This window comes from Chryseobacterium sp. HR92 (genome assembly GCF_045689405.1).
In the GTDB taxonomy this organism is placed as follows: domain Bacteria; phylum Bacteroidota; class Bacteroidia; order Flavobacteriales; family Weeksellaceae; genus Chryseobacterium; species Chryseobacterium viscerum_A.
On the sequence record NZ_CP139139.1, the window covers coordinates 3,145,350 to 3,164,913 of the forward strand.

Genomic DNA, 19,564 nt, shown 5'->3' on the forward strand with positions numbered 1-19,564 from the left:
TACTGACTGATAAGTGATACTTTATTTTTTTATTTTAGTACATTCAAGTATTTAATTCCATTAATTTTATACAGACAGTGCAGGATAATTCTTAATCATAATTGTTTTAGATTGCGATAAAGAAAGAGATTTTTAATATTGATGTTCTTTCTTAAACTAATATCTTTCTGACATTATGAAAAAATACGCTTTAATACTTTTCGCATTAATCATATCAGCTTCCGTTTCGGGGCAATACAGACCCTGGACTTCCTCTGAACAGCCTTTACAGGAAATCAATAGATTAAAAAAAGAAATTGTAAAGCCCATCTTCAGAAAAAAAGATTATCTCATTACTGATTTTGGTGCTTATGGTGACGGAAAAACAAAAAATACGGAAGCCTTTAAAAAAGCCATCGAAAAATGCAATGCAGAAGGCGGAGGGAGAGTTGTTGTTCCAAAAGGTATCTTTTTGACAGGAGCTATTTACTTAAAAAGCAATGTGAATCTGCATGTTAGTGAAGGTGCAACGATCCTGTTTAGCCAGGACAGCAACGACTACCCTATTGTTTTCACACGATGGGAAGGAATGGAATGTATGAATTACTCGTCGTTAATCTATGCCTACGAAGAAGAAAATATAGCTATAACAGGAAAAGGAACATTGGATGGAAACTCTGATAACGACCATTGGTGGTTTTGGTGTGGTGCAAAAAAATACGGTTGGAACGAATCCCGCCCCGGAAGACAAAATCCTGCCCGCGCAAAACTGCATGAATACATGGCTCAAAAGCAAGATCCGAGAGAAAGAATATTCGGTGATGGATATTATTTAAGGCCTAATTTCGTTCAGCCTTACAAGAGTAAAAATTTCTATATGGCAGATGTTTTTGTGAAAAATTCTCCGATGTGGAACCTTAATCCTGTATTGTGTGAAAATGTTTTGATTGAAAGAGTAAAAGTAATCAGCCACGGTCCTAATAATGATGGCTTTGATCCTGAAGCCTGTAAAAATGTGTGGATTAAAGATTCATATTTCGATACAGGAGACGATTGCATTGCCATAAAATCTGGAAGAGATGAAGACGGAAGAGGTATAGGGAAACCGGCAGAAAATCACATCATCGAAAACTGTGAAATGAAAGACGGACACGGCGGCGTAGTGATCGGAAGCGAAATTGCAGGCGGAGCAAAAAATATTTACGCCATAGAAAATGTGATGGATAGTAAAAACCTTGACAGGGCACTTCGTATTAAAACAAGCTCAAGCCGGGGCGGAATTATCGAAAATGTATTCTTCTACAATACAAAAGTAGGCGCTTATAAAGAAGCTGCAGTGCGTTTCAATATGCACTATGAAAAACCAGGCAACTTCATCCCTACGATCAGAAACATTTGGGTGGAAAACCTAACTGTTGAAAAAGGTGGAAAATATGCCGTCCTTTCTGATGCCTACGAATCTTCTCCGGTAACAGATTTTACGATGGTGAATGCTAAAATTAACGGTGTTGAAATTCCTTATAAAGTTGATTTCTTAAAGAATGTCACCTTGAAAAACGTAACTGTTAACGGAGATCCACTAACTGATTTAAATAAATAAAATGCGAAGAACATCCATTTTAGCAGGGCTTATTGTTTTATGTGCCTTTTCAAACTCTTTTTCCCAATCCAGACATTGGCAGAAAAATGAAAGAGCGCTGCATTACAAAGAAGACAAAGGTGATTTTTTGCTGGTTAACGGGAAATACCGCTTCAACCGTGCTTTGTATGGTAACAACCTCGCCTCAAGAGTAGAAGCCGGAGATTTGCCGGAGTTTGCGTTGTATCTTCCCGGAATGGGTGGTAATCTTCAGTTTGTTATTCATAAAGGAAATTCAATTAAAAAATTAATTCAGGCCGATATCATTGAAACCCGTTATCGTCCGGGAATGATGTTATATACCATTAAAGATCATATTCTTGGAAATGGAAATTTAAAAATAACGGTTTTAGCACAATCTGAAGAAGAAGGTTTGATCTTAAAAATGGAGACAATAAATGTAGATCCTTCATCAAAGATTTATGCTGTTTATGGTGGAGCAAGCGGAAAAACATTCAGCAGAAATGGCGACATCGGTGCAGACCCGGAATCAGGTTTTTACTTGCTTCCGGAATATTGTGAAAATAATCAGTTTCAAATTAATAAAAACCAATTTGAGCTTACTTATTTAAACAAGAAAAAAGAAAACCAGTTCATCAGCGGAAGTTTTTCGAACGCCAATTCATTACAATTGACAGAGGCGAAAACGTTGGAAAAATTATCTGATTTTACACAAAATAAAACAGAAAAATCTCCGATCATTTACGCAGCATATTCAGCGCAAAAAAATCCGGTTTATATTCAGATTAAAAAAGGAAAATCAGATCAGAATATTTCAGACAAACGACTTGCAGGCATTTTTAATGAAGCTGAACGATCCCGTTTATCATTAATCAGCCGGATTCAGTTGAAAACTCCGGATTCGGATTTAAATAGCTTCGGAGCTACCCTTGCCGTTGCCGCAGATGGCATTTGGGAAAGTCCAACATTTCTTCATGGCGCAGTTGCCTGGAGGATGAGGCTAAATGCCTGGCGAGGAGCTTACGCCGCCGATGTTCTCAGTTGGCATGATCGGGCAAAAGAACACTTTGAAAGCTATTCCAATTCTCAGGTTTTAAAACCCGATTCGGCACCCGTTGAAATGGACACACTTTTGCATCTGGCAAGACACAAAGAAGAAATGGGAACTTCGGTATTCTCAAGCGGATATATTTCCAGAAATCCCAATGACCATTCAAAACCTCATCATTATGATATGAATCTGGTTTTCTTTGATCAGATATTTTCTCATTTCAACTACACGGGAGATGTAATTTTTTTAAAAAAAATGTGGCCTACAATGGTCCGTCACATGGATTGGGAAAAACGAAACTTCAAACGGGGCAATCTTTATGATGCGTATGCTGCCATTTGGGCGAGCGATGCTTTGCAGTATTCTGGTGGAAAAGTAACCCACACTTCTGCCTATAATTACAGAGCTAACCGTGAAATGGCAAAACTGGCCAAAATCATTGGCGAAGATCCTATTCCGTATGAAAAAGAAGCTGAATCCATTTTAAAAGCTATGAAAAACGAGCTTTGGATTAAAAACAAAGGGTATTTTTCTGAATATAAAGACGCTTTGGGGAATCAGGTACTTCACGATAAGCCCGGAATATGGTCTATTTATCATGTTTCGGATGCTTATATTTTAAATGAATTTGAGGATTATCAAAACACACAGTACATCAACAATCATATTCCGAAGATTCCTATAACAGTAAAAGGAGAAATTAATAAAGATTATTACACCCTTTCCACCACCAGCTGGCAGCCTTATGATTGGTCAATTAATAATGTAGCGCTGGCAGAGAATTTACAAACAGCTTTGGCATATTGGCAGGCGGGAAGAAATGATGAAGCCTATCGACTTTGGAAAGGCAATCTGGCCGAAAGTATGTACTACGGAATCAGTCCGGGAAATTTTGAGCAATTATCTCACTATGATGCTTTTCGCGGGGAATTGTACCGTGATTTTGCCGATCCAATTGGTGTGGCTGCAAGAACTTTAACGGAAGGTCTTTTCGGAATCTACCCCAAATTATTAGAAAATAAAATCACTATAAAACCAGGGTTTCCCAAAGACTGGAATTTTGCAGAACTAAAGCTTAAGGATTGGGAATTTAAATTTAACCAAATTTCAAAAAAAACGAGTTATTGGTTTAAATCAAATTATACCCATGCAGTTTCGCTTGATGTATCGATCCCTGTGAATCATTCCAAAATAAAATCAGTAACGGTAAATGGTAAAAAAGTGCAATTTGAAATATATCCAAATTCTATTTTACAACCTTTTGTAAGGTTAGAAACAGAGAAAGGGAAAGAGTTCACCGTTGAAATTACGTATTCGGGAGATGAATTAAAAACAGAAAAAACAGATTACATCACTTATATTTCCGAAAATTTTCAATTGAATTTTGATACAAAAAAGAAAATCAAAAATATTTATGATCCTCAGGGATTAATAAAAAATTCCCCTCTTCAGGAGGAGTGGACTCAACCAAAGGGAGAAGACGGGTTGGCCAACCACAAGTTTGAATTAAACCAAAAGGAAAGAAAAGGAACTTTTTTCGTGCAAGTCGAGCAAAACGGAACAACTTGGTGGCAACCTATAAATGTTGACATCCGATTTCCTTTGGAAACAAAATGGGCGAATAAAAAACTACAAATTCAGTCTAAATCATTCAATACAATCAATGGAAAATTGAGTATTAATAATTTAAGTACAAGTTTTTCAATTCAAAAAAATCAAAATACTTCAATTGAAATTCCAGCAAATGTTTTAAGCAGGGGAACCAACTTTATTCAGCTTGAATACAATGGAATCAGGCAAAATGTAGAAATAACAGATTGGGAAATTGAAAATAAAGGCGCATTCAATCCCGTTTCATTAGCCTCAGAATATAATGAGAGAGTAACTGAAATTTTCAATCAAAAATATCTTTCACCACGACTCCATGTCCCTACTCTACAGCTTCCGTGGCAAGGAATCGGAAACTGGTGTTACCCGCTGACCACAACTCAAATTGATGACAGCGGATTGATGAAAAAACGAAAAGACGGGAAACTAGAGTTCTTAGGAATTCCTTTTTTAATTAATAACGAAGCGAAAAATATTGTCTTTACAAGTCAATGGGATAATTTTCCTAAATCGGTTGAAATTCCTGTTACGGGAAAAGGAAAGAAAATCTATTTTCTGATGGCAGGTTCTACCAATCCGATGCAGTCACAAATTATCAATGGAACGATTACAATTCAATATTCAGATGGTTCGGTTACGGCATTAGAACTAAAAAATCCCATAAACTGGTGGCCTATAGAGCAGGATTTGTTTGATGATAATTTTGCTTTTGAAATTCCGGACGATAAAATTCCGTACCGGGTTCAGCTGAAAACCGGGGAATTGTACAAAGGAGGAAGTTTAACAAAATATTCAGAAATTAAAGGAGTAAGCAGCCGGGCTGTTGAAGGCGGTGCCGCAACCATTCTGGATCTTCCGATTGACCCAAACAGAGAATTAAAATCAATAAAATTAACAGCAGTGAGCAACGATGTAGTTATCGGACTGATGAGTGCCACTATTCTTAAATAAAAAATATGAGTAAAAAATTAGCAGTATATCTTGGATTTTTTCTGATAAGCTTTTCTTCATTAACTGCTCAGAAAATAGACCGGAAGAAAGTAGTGCAGCGTCACAATGTGGTCAACATAAAAGCCGATACCCTTTCTACTTTAACGGTTGGAAACGGAAAATTTGCCTACACAGCCGATATTACCGGAATGCAGTCGTTTCCTGAATATTACAAAAATGGAGTTTCCTTGGGAACCCAGTCAGAATGGGGCTGGAACAGTTTTCCAAATACTAAAGATTATACATTTGAGGAAACATTAAAAGCATACGATTTCAACAATGAAGGACGTAAAGCAATGTACAGTGTGCAACTTAAAGAGCCTGAACGAAATAAAGGAGCCGTTGAGTATTTCAGAGTCAACAAACATCGTCTGCAATTAGGAAATATCGGTATTGAACTACTTAAAAAAGATGGTCAGAAAGCAAAAATTTCAGACCTTACCAACATTCATCAAAAAATTGATCTTTGGACAGGAATTATAACAAGTGAATTCTCACTGGACGGAATTCCTGTAAAAGTCTGGACGGCTTCTTTTCAGAACTCTGATAAAATCGGAGTTAAAATTGAGTCTGATCTGATTGCTCAAAACAGGTTAAAAGTTTTCGCACGCTATCCTTCTCCTACCGGACAGTTTTTGGATGACGCTGCTTTTTATGGCAATGAAAACGATCATACGACAAGAATTGTTTCTTCACAATCAACGCAGGGTATCATTCATCATCAGTTGCAGAGTGCAGATTATTATACCCAGTTTTATTTTACAGAAGGGAAATTACGAGAAGCAGGGAAACATTATTTTGTATTAGAACCATCTTCAAAAAGCAAAAAAATAGAATTAAGTGTTGAGTTTTCAGCTAAAAATCCGAAAAGCAGGAAAACATTATTTGCTGATGCAGAAAAAGAAAGCGCTTTGGGATGGGAACTTTTCTGGAAAAGCGGTGCAGCAGTTGACTTTGAAGGAAGTACAGACCCCAGAGCCAACGAATTGGAACGCAGGGTTGTTCTGTCAGAATATTTAACAAAAGTACAATGCGGAGGAAGCAACCCGCCACAGGAAACAGGATTAACCTTCAACAGCTGGTACGGAAAACCACATACAGAGATGCATTGGTGGCATGGTGTTCACTACGCTTTATGGGGAAGACCTGAGATTTTAGAAAAACAACTGGATTATTATTTCAGGACTTTTGAAAAAGCAAAAAAATTAGCAGAAAGACAAGGCTACAAAGGCGTAAGGTGGATTAAAATGTCTGATAATGAAGGAAATGAAAGCCCATCTTCTGTGGCTGCATTCCTGATCTGGGAACAACCGCACATCATCTATATGACCGAACTTCTGTACCGCGATAAACAGGACAAAAAAGTTTTGAAAAAATATAAAGACCTTATTTTTGCAACAGCCGAATTTATGGCAGATTATGCTCATTATGATAAAGAGAAAAACCGTTACAATCTAGGAAAAGGCGTTATTCCCGCACAGGAAGTTTTCCCTGCAAAGAATACGTACAACCCGACTTATGAAGTGGCTTATTGGGATTGGGCACTGAAAGTTGCTCAACAATGGAAGGAAAGATTGGGGCAGCCTAGAGATAAAAAATGGGATGAGGTTATTGCAAAACTAGCCCCGCTTCCTATTCAGGATGGCGTTTATTTATCAACCGAATCTGCAAAAGATTCTTTCACTTTTCCGAAATGGATGACTGATCATCCGGCTGTTCTGGGAGCATTAGGAATGGTTCCTGAATCCCCGAAACTGGATAAAAAAATTATGAAAAACACACTGGACATTGTTTGGGAAAGATGGAACTGGGAACACACCTGGGGTTGGGATTTCCCGATGACGGCCATGAACGCCGCAAGACTGGGGCTTCCAAATAAAGCTCTGGATGCACTTTTTATGAATATTCAGACTAATACCTATCTTAAAAACGGTCATAATTTTCAGGATAAACGTCTTCGTATTTATCTTCCCGGAAACGGAGGTGTTTTAACGACTGTTGCCATGATGCTCGAAGGCTGGGACAGTTCCAAAGGTAAATTTCCGGGTTTTCCAAAAGACGGTTCATGGAAAATAAAAGCGGAAGGTTTTAAAAAGATGCCTTAAATTTCATATTCATATAGTAGTAGTAGTAGTTAGAGTCTGCCTTAGGGTGGGCTTTTTTTATGCACTAGTTTTAATTTTTTCAAATCCAAAGGCTGATAAATTCCGGCTAAACAGTTCACCGAAAGTACAGGACAGTCTGTTGATATGTTTAAACTAAATTAGCCGTAAATCAGATGAGATGGACAAACCCAGACACTTTACACGCAGAGACTTTTTACAGACTTCAGCCCTTGGGATCACAGCTGGGGTTCTGGGGTTGTCATTTACAGGTTCATCTTCCGACAAACCTTATTTCGGTTTAAAACCAATTGGGCGTACCTTTTCATTGGAGAACTATTACATTTGGTGTAATTCTCCAATCTGGGGCGAGGACGGTAAGGTTCATCTTTTTTATTCAAGATGGAAAAAAGAAAAAGGGATGGGCGGCTGGCTAAACGGTTCTGAAATCTGCCGTGCAGAAGCAGATTCTCCCTATGATGAATTCAAGCATAAACAAATTATTCTTACCCCCAGAGGCGGCGAATTCTGGGATGCCACGACCTGTCATAATCCTTTAATTACTAAAGTAAAAGATGAGTATTATCTTTTCTACATGGGTAACCAAAACGGAAAAACAAATACCAAAAGAATAGGGCTTGCCACTTCAAAAAGTCTTGACGGAGATTGGGCAAGGCCGCAAAAACCTCTGCTACTTCCCGGAGAAAAAGGCGCATGGGACGACCATTGTACTACCAATCCTGCTTTTATAAAAGGAAATGATGGAAAATTCTGGCTTTTTTATAAATCCTGGAACACCGAAGAATATGAAAACCAGAAAGGTCCGGTAAGAGGAAACCGAAAATACGGACTGGCAAAGGCTGATCACCCTTCAGGTCCTTACGAGAAAATGAAGGAAAATCCAGTCATCGATTTTTCATTACAGCCTGACAATGCCCAGCTGGAAGATGCTTTTATCTGGAAACAACATGGAAAATTTCATATAGTAGCCCGTGATATGGGGTTCTTTAACCATGAATACGGTTTACATTTAACTTCCAGGGATGGCCTTAACTGGTCCAAACCGAAAATTGCTTACCTTGATATGAAAAGTTATATTAAGGAACCTGTACCATCCAGTCATTTAAAACGATTCGGAAGATTAGAACGTCCCATGATTTTAATGGACAAAGACGGTATAACCCCTAAATTCCTGTTTGGAGCAACACAGGGAGGAAAGTTTGAAACTTCTACCTCTTTTGTCTTTGAAATTACAAGCACTAAAATTTAATTCTCAATTCCTTCTTTGTTTCTTTTACTTTTCTAATTACCATGTCAAGGTATATTATTAAGTTTTTTGCATATTGTATTTAACTTTGTATACTAAAATTCTATTTTTCCGTTATAATTTATAGTAAAACCATTGCAATTACAATTAATATTATAAATATTTGTAACTTGCCTTAGCCCGTTCGTTAACCTTTAAATTATTCTTTAAACTGAAATAAACATCTCCTACTTTAACATCATGGCAGAAACATTTGAAATAATAATCAATGAGCATTCCAGAGTTCCTAAATATAAACAGATTGTAGATTCTATTCTCAATGGAATTGATAGCGGAGAGATTAAGATTGGTGAGAAAATCCCTTCTATAAATGAACTCAGCGAGTCGTGCTTTCTTTCAAGAGATACGGTAGAAAAAGCGTATAAAGAACTCCGGAAAAGACAAATCATCGAATCTGTAAAAGGAAAAGGATATTATATTTCACGGATTAATAAAAATGATGTGATCAATATTTTCTTCCTGATCAACAAACCGAGTACTTATAAAATGATGATTTATAATTATTTCGTCAATGCAATCGGTACCAAAGGCAATATTGAGATGTATATTTACCACTGTGACGAAACACTTTTCATTAATTCTTTAAAAAAGAATCTTGGCGGATTTGACTATTACGTGATTATGCCCCATTTCCGTGACGAACAGTCTAAACATACCAGCTCAACACAGCAGGTTTTAGATATGATTGAACAGATCCCGAAAAACAAGTTGCTGTTGTTAGACAATACCAAGCCTAATATTTCCGGAGAATACGGCTCTATTTTTCAGGATTTCGAGCATGATATTTATAATGCTTTAAAGGAAGGTTTAGACAAAATAAAGAAATACGAGAAGATAATTTTAGTGTATCCCGACAAATCCATTCATCCCTACCCTTTCCGTATTGTACGGGGTTTTGAGAAGTTTTGTAAAGATTTTACACTGGATTATGAAATTCTTGACGAAATTTATCCCGATATGGAATTGCAGGATAAAGATATTTTCATCACGATTCGGGAACGGGATCTGGTGAACCTGGTTAAGCAAATCCGACAGAAAAACCTTGAACTAGGCAAAGACATCGGAATTATTTCCTATAATGAAACGCCTCTTAAAGAACTACTGGGAATTACGGTAATTACTACAGATTTTAAAGCTATGGGAGAATCTGCTGCCTATATGATTCTGAAAAATAAAAAAGAATCTGTGAATAACGTATTTAAGTTTATTCAGAGAGATTCTTTATAAATAGTTATGCAATCGATTACACGAATTATACTTTCGAATTTAGAATAAAAACACTTTTAAATACTATCAAAATATATTATTCAATTATGATTAAAAAATTAATTTTTGCCATTGGTTTTATGATGGCAATAAGTATTTCAGCACAGAAAATAAGTGATAAGGAGGCTGTAAATGCTGTTGCCGAAAAGTTCAGATTAGCGATGATAAGCGGAGAAAAATCTGATTTAGAATCTTTAATCCTGCCGGAATTAACTTACGGACATTCAGGAGGCCATATTGATGATGCCAGGGAATTTGTAGAAAAACTGGCCAGCAAAAAGTCTGATTTTGTAACGATTAATATTACCAATCAAACAGTAAGTATTGTTGGTAATACAGCCATTGTCCGTCATCATTTTTATGCAACGACTGCTGATGCCGGAAAAGCACCAGGAGATGTGACGCTGGATATCTTATTGGTTTGGGTAAAAGTAAAAAATGACTGGAAGCTATTGGCGAGACAGGCGGTGAAGGCGGTGAAGGCTGAAAAGAAGAAATAAATTTTCAAATTATCATAAAAAAATTCGCAAAGCTGTCTTTGCGAATTTTTATTTTGAAGTGGTCATTTTTTTAACTCAAAGTTTTATTTATCATACTGCCTATTGTAAGTGAGCAAAGAATGGAATCAATAAATTGATTCTAATAAAGCTAACTTCATCAGCAACTTTGTTGCAATACTTTGCTTCCTTAAATAATGCATTTTACTATTTTAAATCTTCGTTTAAAAATATTTTGGAATCCGCAAACAGAATTTTACATTTTGACTAAAGTCAATAAGAATCTGTTACAATGAAAAACGGGCTAAAGCCCGTTCCAATTGAATATTAATATAACCTTAAAGATTTTATTTCACTCTGAAGTTTTGCAAATCTTCCGGTTTTTCACAGCAAACCTGTTCCATCACCTGTCTGAACTGCATTTTAAGCATTTCAATAATATGGTCACCGCCTTTGTCACCTAAAGCTCCTATTGCATACATGAAAGTCCTTCCCATAAAGGTAAATTCAGCACCACAACTTAAAGCGCGGGCAACATCCGGGCCGGTTCTTACACCACTGTCCATCATAATTTTGATCTGACCTTTATATTTTTCGCTGATTTCTTTCACTACAGCAATCGTAGATTCACCCGCATCAAGCTGTCTTCCGCCATGATTGGAAATAATCATTCCGTCGAAACCTAAACGAACTGCTTCTGCGGCATCTTCGTCTGAAGCGACACCTTTAATGACTAATTTTCCTTTCCATTTGTCACGAATCGCCTTGATTCTGTCTGAATTCAATCTGCCGGAAAAGGTAGAATTCATAAACTGTCCTAGCTGTTTCACATTCATATTTTTATCCATATACTTATTCATCGTTGCAAAACTCGGAACACCATGTTTCAGCATCTCTAAACACCATTGCGGCTTTACCAAAGCCTGGGAAACATTTCGGAAATTAATTTGAGGCGGCATTGATAAGCCATTTCTTATTTCTTTTGCTCTGTATCCAAAAGTCGGAACATCAGCCAAAACAACAAGTACATCGTATCCGGAAGCTTCACAACGGTCGAGAATATCATCGCGCAGCCATTCTTCTTTCGGATGGTATAATTGATACCAGGCTTTTCCCTCTGTTAATTCGGAAATTCTTTCAAGACTGCTTGTTGTAACTGTACTTAATATGAAGGGAATATTATGTTTAAAAGCAGCTTTTGCCAAAATTTCGGGAGCATTGGGCCACATCAGTCCCTGTAACCCAACGGGAGAAATTCCGAAAGGCGCAGAATATTTTACTCCAAACAATTCAGTTTCCATGTTGGTTTCACTGTAATTATTCAGATAACGTGGACGAAGAAGAACTTCTCTTAGTTCGCTCGTATTTCTGTCCCGGTTTATGTTTTCATTGCAACCGCCATCCAGGTATTCGAAAGCGAAACGGGGCATTCTTTTTTTTGCCTTTTCGATTAAAAGTTCAAGCGAAGCGTAACGGGTATCAAATGGAAATGCCATGTTTTATAAATTAAGAATTAACGGTTGAAGCACTTTCATCTGATAATGCTGCTGTAAAAAAGTTTCGTCTATTTTTTTGTTCGAAATCACCATGGAAGCTCCCAATGCAGAACCCAGCGGAGAATGTGTAGACATCACATTGTAATGCTGAAAATGATGAGACATAAGCTTCATAAATACGTCATTATCAGTGAATCCGCCATCGATATAAATGTTTTCGATATCTGAATTTCCGATTGCATTTTTGATGGTATGAATCTGTAAATCCATCAGTTCTATCATTAATTGATGATATGCTTCTTCAAAAGTAGTGAATGATTTTAAATCTGTTTCACTGATCATTTTTCGTTTTAAAATAATTCCTTCAAAGCGAAAATAGATATTTTTATTTTTCATTAAGCGCAAATACAAATCCTGATCAAACTGCACTTCTCTGTGGAAACCATATTCTTTTCCGTAATAAGCACATAGTTTTTCAATCTGGATTTTGTATTCATTTCCCATGAAAAAACGGGATGCTTTTACACGTTTCCCATCAATTCGCATGTAATTCAGGCAATTATTTTCTATATCTTCATCAATTAGGCTTTCATCATTAAAAGGATTTAACGAAATACTCCAGGTTCCCGTTGAGAGAAGTAAAAACGGTTCTTTTTTGCTTAAAATATAAGGTAATAACGCTGAAGAACTGTCGTGAATCCCAACACCGATTTTAATTTTTTTATTTCTGTAAGAAGTATTGATACTCGCAGAAGTCGGCACAATTGGTGGTAATAAAGCGTCTATTTCTTCTTCATACACCCAGTCGTGATAGTCAGCTTTGTCGTAATCCCACAAATTGGTGTGACAGCCTATTGAAGTAAATTCCGACACACAAATTCCGGTAAACAAATACGATAAATATTGAGGTAAATGAAGGCTGTGACGGATTTTTCTGAATATTTCCGGATGCTTATATTTCAGCCAGAATAATTGCAGACCTGAATTAAGCATTCCAGCCTGGGGTGATGCTGTTTCACGGGCAATTTTCTGTTTGCTTCCATGCTTTTCATAAAATAAATCAAGAATTTCCTCATCCATCGGTTTGGTGTAATTGTACAATGGAGTCAGAACATTTCCTTTCTGATCCAGATGCACAAAACTTGCTCCATATGTGGAAAAATTGATGGCTTTTACTTCATATTCTTGATGATCAAGAATGGCATTAAAATTATCTTTTATCCAATGCTGCAAGGCTGAAAGGTCTTCCGCAGGATAATTATCTTCATCAGTAATGAGTGGTAATTCTGTATATTCCCGGACAACTTCTTTATAATTCTTATCGAATAAAAAGAACTTTTTATTGGTCTTTCCAATATCAAATACAATGGTTACCTTTTTTTTAGACATTTCTGGGATGAATTTTTATTTTTTGTCATTGCAACAACGAAGCGGCAAAGCAATTTATTTTTTTTGTTTTAACACAAGTGACGCTACTATCTTCACAAATGTCACAATGCTGATTTGTGATATTTGATTCGTGTTTCAATAATTTTAAATTTAGTTATTGAAACACCATTAAGGAGTGTTCAGATGATACGATGAATTAAGAAAAAATCCACTTATTTCTTAAGCAGCAAAAAGCAAGATCCTACCTCCAAACACTTTCAACCTTAATGATAAAAATATAAGGATACATATAATAAAAACTTTCGATTGCACTCAAAAGTTGAAATTATCAATTTTAAAAAAGGGTTTTATAATCCCGTTGCTTTGGTTTCTAGGCCTCTTTCAATAATTAAATTTTCTCTCACCTTTAAACTCCTGTAAGCTGCGATCGGATCTAAAGCAGCACCTTTCTGCAATCTTGCAGCTCTTAATAATGGACGAACATCTGTTCTGTAGGCGTTTTGCAAAATATCCTGCGCACCAACGACATCATTATTCAGCTGAGCTGTTTTTAATGCTTTCTGATCAACCAAAAGTGCCTGTGCATAAGCAATTAGGATAGCTTCCAGAGACTGTAATAAATCTTCCAACGGATCTTTAATATTATGGCTTGCATCGATCATCCAGGCCGGATAAGGGTTTTGAGGATTATTTTCCATTCCGTATACCAATTCATTGAAAATCAAGAATAAAGCATAAGGCTTAATGGAACCTACCGTTAAGTCATCATCCCCATATTTGCTATCGTTGAAGTGGAAACCTCCTAATTTTCCTTTGTACATCAAGGTTGCAACAATCTGCTCAATATTGGTATTCGGTAGATGATGGCCTAAATCTACCAACGTATAAGCTCTCTCACCACAAGCATTTGCCAACATAAACGAAGTTCCCCAATCCTGAATGGTTGTTGAATAAAAATTCGGTTCGTAAGGCTTGTATTCAATGAAAAGTTTCCAGTCTTCAGGCATTTCTGCATAGATTTCTTTTAAACTTTTCTCTGTGTTTGACAATGCTGTCTGAAAATTCAATTGTCCCGGAAAACTTGCTCCGTCCGCCAGCCAAACCGTTAAGCTTTTTGAATCTAATTCTTTTCCTATCCTGATCACTTCTTTGTTGTGTTCTACGGCATAGGCTCTTGAATCTTCGTTCACAGCGTTCAAAGAACCGAATTTATAAGAGTGTTTAGCGCCTGCCTGATCCTGGAATGTATTAGAATTCATGGCATCTAAAACAAGTCCGTGAGATGCAGCTACTTCTTTAATGGCCTTCACATCAGTTGGAATATCCCATGGAATGTGTAATGAAACAGCTCCTGCAGAATGTGTTAAAGTATGAATTAAACCTACATCATCTAATTTTTGCTCTAAAGAAGAAGGCTCACCACCATAAGAAAATCTTCCAAAACGGGTTCCTCCCGCTCCTAAAGCCCAGCTCGGAATAGCCACCTGGAAATCAGCAATTTTGTTGACAATCTCAGCAACATTAGCTCCTGATTTTGTTAATTTATTTTGTAGAAAATCGAAATCTGTCGTAAAGTTTTCAATTTCTGTTTTGTTATATTGTTCAATGATATCTTTTCCTATAATCATGCTTTGATTTTTTGAATTGATTTATAGATACAAAAGCTTTTTATTTTTAAACACTTTAGAACACTTAAGCTTTTAAAAAGTTTAAATCAATGAAAATAAAAAGTCCATATAAGAAGAAAATCAAAGATTTTCAAAAAACTTAGGTGCTCTTTTTTACATTTTTATAGTTAACTTAATAAACTTAAGTGTCAAAAAACGCTTTTGTGGGTACTGTTTTTAATCTGTTATCTTGGGAAAGCATTTGCCATCCCTCCATCTACATTGATGATGTTTCCTGTGGTTTTATCTAAAATAGCAACGCATGCAAAAACTCCGTTTGCAATATCTTCAGGAAGGATAATTTCGTTTAATAAATTTCTCTTTGCGTAAAATGCAGGCAGTTCTTCAACAGAAATTCCGTTTGCTTTTGCACGGCCTTCTGCCCAGGATCCTTCCCAGATTTTACTCCCTACAATTACCCCGTCAGGATTTACAACATTTACTCGGATTTTATCTGTTGCCAACTCTGCTGCCAATAATCTTGTCATATGCTGTTGAGCAGCTTTTGCAGTTCCATATGCCACGTTATTTGGGCCGGCAACCAATCCGTTTTTACTTGCAATATTAATGATATCTCCTCCCAAGCCTTGCTTTTTCATGATCTCCACCCCATTTTTAACCATCAAAAACTGACCTTTCACCAAAACATTTTCCAATAAATCCCAGTCTTTTGTAGTGGTATCTTCCAAGGATTTGGAAATCGCCAAGCCAGCAGAATGAACAATGATATCTACTCCACCGAACGCTAAAACTGTGTCTTTAAAAGCATTAGCAATAGCCTCTTCATTGGTTACGTCACAAGTAACTGCTACAGCCTGATCCTTGCTGTATTTTTCTGTAACAGAATCTAAAGCTTCCTTATTCAGGTCTGTAAAAACAACGACTGCACCTTCCTGAATCATTTTGTCAGCAATAGCCTGCCCTATTCCACCTCCAGCTCCTGTAACAACAGCAATTTTTCTTGACAATGGCTTTTCTTTAGGCATTCTTTGCAGTTTCGCTTCTTCAAGCAGCCAATATTCAATATCAAAAGCTTCCTGTCTTGGTAATGAGGTATATTCTGAAATAGCCTCTGCTCCACGCATTACGTTGATTGCATTGACGTAAAATTCGCTAGCTACACGGGTAGTCTGTTTATCTTTTGAGAAACTGAACATTCCTACTCCCGGATAAATGATAATCACGGGATTCGGATCACGCATCGCAGGGCTGTTCGGGTGTTTACAGTTTTCGTAATATGCTTTGTACTCTTGTCTGTATTGTTGGAAAAGAGGAGTTAATTTTTCTAAAATAGCTTTAGAATCACTTAAATCTTCATTTTTATCTAGAGTTAAAACTAATGGTTGAATCTTAGTTCTTAAAAAGTGATCCGGACAGGAAGTTCCAAGTGGTGCTAAACGCTCCAAATCATTACTGTTTATATATTCCAGAACCACATCACTGTCTGTAAAGTGACCTATCATTCTGCTTTCGGAAGAAGCCAGACCACGTAACAACGGCATCAACTGAGCTGCTTTATTCTTGCGCTCATCAGCTTGAAGAGATTCTACTTTTTGACCACCGAAAACCTGTCCTTTTTCTTCGATTTTTCCAGCAATATATTCAGAAGCCATTTCGATAACTTCCAAGCTGTTGATGTAACATTCATAAGAAGTATCACCCCAGGTAAATAATCCGTGGCTTCCTAAAACAATTCCTCTGATTCCGGGATTATCATTTAAACATTTTTCCAATTGTAATCCTAAGTCGAAACCCGGACGCTGCCATGGAACCCAGCCCATTGTATCACCCCAGATTTCTTTTGTAATTTTTTCGCTGTCTTTTGCGGCAGCTACCGCAATTAAAGCATCCGGATGAAGGTGGTCGATGTGTTTGAATGGAAGTAAACCATGTAAAGGTGTATCAATGGAAGGTGCTTTACTGTCCAGATCAAAAATACAGTGATTGAATAAGCCCACCATTCTATCCTCATCTGCTAATCCCTGGTACACATTTTTCAGGTTTCTTAATCTTTCTGTGTATAATCCGGCAATCCCTTTTCTTGTTAGTGTTCCGATGTCACCACCCGAGCCTTTCACCCACATCACCTCAACATCTTCGTTAGTTAAGGGATCTTTTTCGATGGTTTTGCAGCTTGTATTACCTCCTCCGTAATTGGTAATTCTTAAATCTGCCCCTAATATGTTTGAGCGGTATAAAAATAAAGCCACCTGATCATTTCCGAAAGATGCTGCTTTGCTTTCATCCCATAAATAGTCTACGTATTTGAATGTTTTTACTTTTTCCATTGGTTTACTTATATTTCTGAATTTCTATCCAAAATTAGACTGTAATATTTTTTACAGCATCCCGTACTATACTGGTAAATACTGTATTTAAAGATAAATTAATGTTTAAATTCTTGTCAGTCAATTTATCTTTATAAAACAATCCGGCTGAGGATATTTATAATTACTATTTTGTGATTAAAAAGATTGGTTTAAAATATACTTTGAGGTTAATTTGATTAATATCCGGGAAGCTGAGACAGATTTGGATTATCAACTAACGGATGACCTGCCGCCTGTGCTGCAAAAGGCAGCAATTCTGTTTTATTCGGTACAAATCCATAGAAAAGGCCGTCTCCTCCACCTTCTATCCAGTTTGGATACGTTCCTCCGTTTTCAGCTGAACCGGTTGGTTTGGTATAGATGATACTACCGATCTGAAGCTGGCCTGCAGCAGCTCCGATAAATCCGGCTGTCCTTTTTGCATTGCTGTTAAATGTACTGTTATAAGCCTGGAACATATTCGCAGGATACCATTTATCATCTGTTGTAGTGGTTTGTCCGTGTGCTACTGCAATATCTCGTAATGCGGTCTGATAATTCTCAAAGCCTGCAGAACTTGTGGGAACATTAGTAATTACTACAATTTCTGCAGGGTTCGTAATATCAATATATTTTAATGCTAAAAACGGATCACCATAAATCTGTGCATTTTTTTCCAGCTTATAAAGTCTGTAAACAGGTGTATTTGCATAGGCTCCCGTTTTGTTTGAAAGGTTTTTCATCGCTTGTTTTGTTGCATCAATTTCGCTTGCCAAACGATTCATACGAATCAAGTCTGTACGAAGATTAAACTCTCCTGCAAATTCCCATTTACGTTCCTGAACAATAGCGGCTTCAAATGCCTGCTGACCAGACGGAGCAGGTACAGAACCAATTCCTGCACGGTTTCTTACCTGCATTAAAGCAGTGGTTCCTGCAGCGGTAGGTCCGCCGTTTAGATAGTTCTGAGTTTCTGCATACATTAATAAAACATCTGCATATCTTAAAACAGGAATATTTAAATTACGGGCGTCTGCAGCCTGGGGCGCAATACACCATCCCATTCTGAATTTACCTGACAGGATACATGAATATGTAGTTCCGGCATTCACCCAGGTGTCACTTGCATTACCATTGTTTAAGAAATATACACTGTAAGAAGTACAAGAAACGTCCCTACGTGTATCTCCCTGATTAAAAGACAAATAATAACTAGGAAGAATGAATTGCAATGCCTTTCTAGATCCATACGTTCCTCCACGAGACCCTTCATTAGCGTAGACTCCGAAAGCTGAGTTTGTATTTGCCCCGTATTCTGCAACCTGCCAAAGAATCTCAGAGTTTGTGACTGAAAATTTCCTTTGGCAGAAATTGAACCACAAGGCTTCAAAACCACTTTTACCGCCCTGAGCCTGAACCAAAGAATTGCTTCCTCCGTTAATAATAGCCGCACAGGCATTATCCGCAATCTGATACAACTCCTGAATTCTGCTGTTATCACTACGGCGCGACATCATGGCTCCACTTCCGGTATTCAGATCCCAACGAAGGGAATATCCTGCTGCGTAAAGAGCAATTCTTGCCAATAGGGCATTCACTGCATGTTTTGTTAAACGTTCTGTTGTTGCATATCCACTTTGTCCAAAACCTGGAACGTTGACTACGGATTCCTGAAGATCAGCAATGATATGATCATAAATTTCGTCTCTTGAAGTACGTTTTGGATACAATGTATTCGGGTCATTCGGATCCATCTCATCCAAAGGTTTAAAAACTGAAGGAACGTCTCCGTAAACACGAATTAAATTATAATAACAAAATGCACGGATGGCCTTAACTTCAGCTAATAAAGCATCACGTTTTGGGCTTGCTTCCATTTTGCTTAATCCGCTGACTGCAATATTTGTTCTTTCAATAACGGTATACATCGCAGAGTAAATTCCTGTTACCGTATTGGGGGTATATGCATCATATTGATAGTTGGCAATATTATATTTGGAATTATTGGTAGAGCCATCTTCTGAAGAATGGGTTACTGTGTCTCCGGCTCCTAACTGATAATACATTTCTGTTGGAACTATACCTCTGTAACAACCCAGAACAAACATTTCTGCAGTATCTATATTTTTAAATACGGATTCTGTATCCAATGAATTGTAAGCGGGTTGATCCAGAAAATCGTCACTGCATGAATTCATCGCTAAAACAGCAACGAAAATTGAGGGAAGAATGACTAATTTTCTTAGAAACATGGGAGTATTATATATATTTTTCATGATTTTA

11 protein-coding genes are annotated in these 19,564 nt (G+C 37.1%); 6 read left to right on the forward strand and 5 right to left on the reverse strand.

Annotated features, from left to right (window positions below; all coding sequences use genetic code 11):
* The first annotated feature begins 175 nt into the window (after positions 1-175).
* The 6 genes from SFA27_RS14125 (at position 176) to SFA27_RS14150 (ending at position 10,423) form a co-directional block, all read left to right on the forward strand.
* Positions 176-1,579, forward strand: a complete 1,404-nt coding sequence (locus tag SFA27_RS14125; RefSeq protein WP_213278850.1) for a glycoside hydrolase family 28 protein — start codon at positions 176-178, stop codon at positions 1,577-1,579.
* Between the two features lies 1 nt (position 1,580).
* Positions 1,581-5,189 carry a DUF4450 domain-containing protein gene (locus SFA27_RS14130; protein ID WP_407292916.1) on the forward strand — a complete coding sequence of 1,203 codons (3,609 nt, stop codon included), beginning with the start codon at positions 1,581-1,583 and terminating at the stop codon, positions 5,187-5,189.
* Between the two features lie 5 nt (positions 5,190-5,194).
* Positions 5,195-7,333, forward strand: coding sequence for a hypothetical protein (locus SFA27_RS14135; RefSeq protein WP_264518229.1), 2,139 nt, complete (start codon positions 5,195-5,197; stop codon positions 7,331-7,333).
* A gap of 178 nt (positions 7,334-7,511) precedes the next feature.
* On the forward strand, positions 7,512-8,600 hold the full coding sequence (locus tag SFA27_RS14140; protein WP_407292919.1) for a twin-arginine translocation signal domain-containing protein: 1,089 nt from the start codon (positions 7,512-7,514) through the stop codon (positions 8,598-8,600).
* Between the two features lie 237 nt (positions 8,601-8,837).
* Positions 8,838-9,884: a winged helix-turn-helix domain-containing protein gene (locus SFA27_RS14145; protein WP_213278846.1), complete on the forward strand. Its 1,047-nt coding sequence runs from the start codon at positions 8,838-8,840 to the stop codon at positions 9,882-9,884.
* An 86-nt stretch (positions 9,885-9,970) separates the two neighbouring features.
* Positions 9,971-10,423 carry a nuclear transport factor 2 family protein gene (locus SFA27_RS14150; RefSeq protein WP_407292921.1) on the forward strand — a complete coding sequence of 151 codons (453 nt, stop codon included), beginning with the start codon at positions 9,971-9,973 and terminating at the stop codon, positions 10,421-10,423.
* 344 nt (positions 10,424-10,767) lie between these two features.
* Here SFA27_RS14150 and SFA27_RS14155 read toward each other — a convergent pair whose 3' ends face one another.
* The 5 genes from SFA27_RS14155 to SFA27_RS14175 all read right to left on the reverse strand — a co-directional run bounded on the left by SFA27_RS14155 (position 10,768) and on the right by SFA27_RS14175 (position 19,557).
* Positions 10,768-11,916, reverse strand: coding sequence for an alpha-hydroxy-acid oxidizing protein (locus SFA27_RS14155; RefSeq protein WP_407292923.1), 1,149 nt, complete (start codon positions 11,914-11,916; stop codon positions 10,768-10,770).
* Positions 11,917-11,919: 3 nt separating this feature from the next.
* On the reverse strand, positions 11,920-13,305 hold the full coding sequence (locus SFA27_RS14160; RefSeq protein ID WP_407292925.1) for an FGGY-family carbohydrate kinase: 1,386 nt from the start codon (positions 13,303-13,305) through the stop codon (positions 11,920-11,922).
* Positions 13,306-13,652: 347 nt separating this feature from the next.
* The gene (locus SFA27_RS14165) at positions 13,653-14,933 is read right to left on the reverse strand and encodes a TIM barrel protein (RefSeq protein ID WP_264518234.1); all 1,281 of its coding nucleotides are present in this window, start codon (positions 14,931-14,933) and stop codon (positions 13,653-13,655) included.
* 224 nt (positions 14,934-15,157) lie between these two features.
* Positions 15,158-17,260: a bifunctional aldolase/short-chain dehydrogenase gene (locus SFA27_RS14170; RefSeq protein ID WP_264518235.1), complete on the reverse strand. Its 2,103-nt coding sequence runs from the start codon at positions 17,258-17,260 to the stop codon at positions 15,158-15,160.
* A gap of 218 nt (positions 17,261-17,478) precedes the next feature.
* A complete protein-coding gene (locus tag SFA27_RS14175) occupies positions 17,479-19,557 on the reverse strand; it encodes a RagB/SusD family nutrient uptake outer membrane protein (RefSeq protein WP_407292928.1) in 2,079 nt (692 codons plus the stop codon).
* Positions 19,558-19,564: the final 7 nt, after the last annotated feature.

Excerpts from the sequence above, each read along its gene's own strand:
- SFA27_RS14175 (WP_407292928.1), bottom strand. The coding sequence starts at position 19,557 with ATGAAAAATATATATAATACTCCCATGTTTCTAAGAAAATTAGTCATT.
- SFA27_RS14170 (WP_264518235.1), bottom strand. The coding sequence starts at position 17,260 with ATGGAAAAAGTAAAAACATTCAAATACGTAGACTATTTATGGGATGAA.
- SFA27_RS14140 (WP_407292919.1), top strand. The coding sequence starts at position 7,512 with ATGGACAAACCCAGACACTTTACACGCAGAGACTTTTTACAGACTTCA.
- SFA27_RS14125 (WP_213278850.1), top strand. The coding sequence starts at position 176 with ATGAAAAAATACGCTTTAATACTTTTCGCATTAATCATATCAGCTTCC.
- SFA27_RS14130 (WP_407292916.1), top strand. The coding sequence starts at position 1,581 with ATGCGAAGAACATCCATTTTAGCAGGGCTTATTGTTTTATGTGCCTTT.
- SFA27_RS14150 (WP_407292921.1), top strand. The coding sequence starts at position 9,971 with ATGATTAAAAAATTAATTTTTGCCATTGGTTTTATGATGGCAATAAGT.
- SFA27_RS14165 (WP_264518234.1), bottom strand. The coding sequence starts at position 14,933 with ATGATTATAGGAAAAGATATCATTGAACAATATAACAAAACAGAAATT.
- SFA27_RS14135 (WP_264518229.1), top strand. The coding sequence starts at position 5,195 with ATGAGTAAAAAATTAGCAGTATATCTTGGATTTTTTCTGATAAGCTTT.
- SFA27_RS14155 (WP_407292923.1), bottom strand. The coding sequence starts at position 11,916 with ATGGCATTTCCATTTGATACCCGTTACGCTTCGCTTGAACTTTTAATC.
- SFA27_RS14160 (WP_407292925.1), bottom strand. The coding sequence starts at position 13,305 with ATGTCTAAAAAAAAGGTAACCATTGTATTTGATATTGGAAAGACCAAT.
- SFA27_RS14145 (WP_213278846.1), top strand. The coding sequence starts at position 8,838 with ATGGCAGAAACATTTGAAATAATAATCAATGAGCATTCCAGAGTTCCT.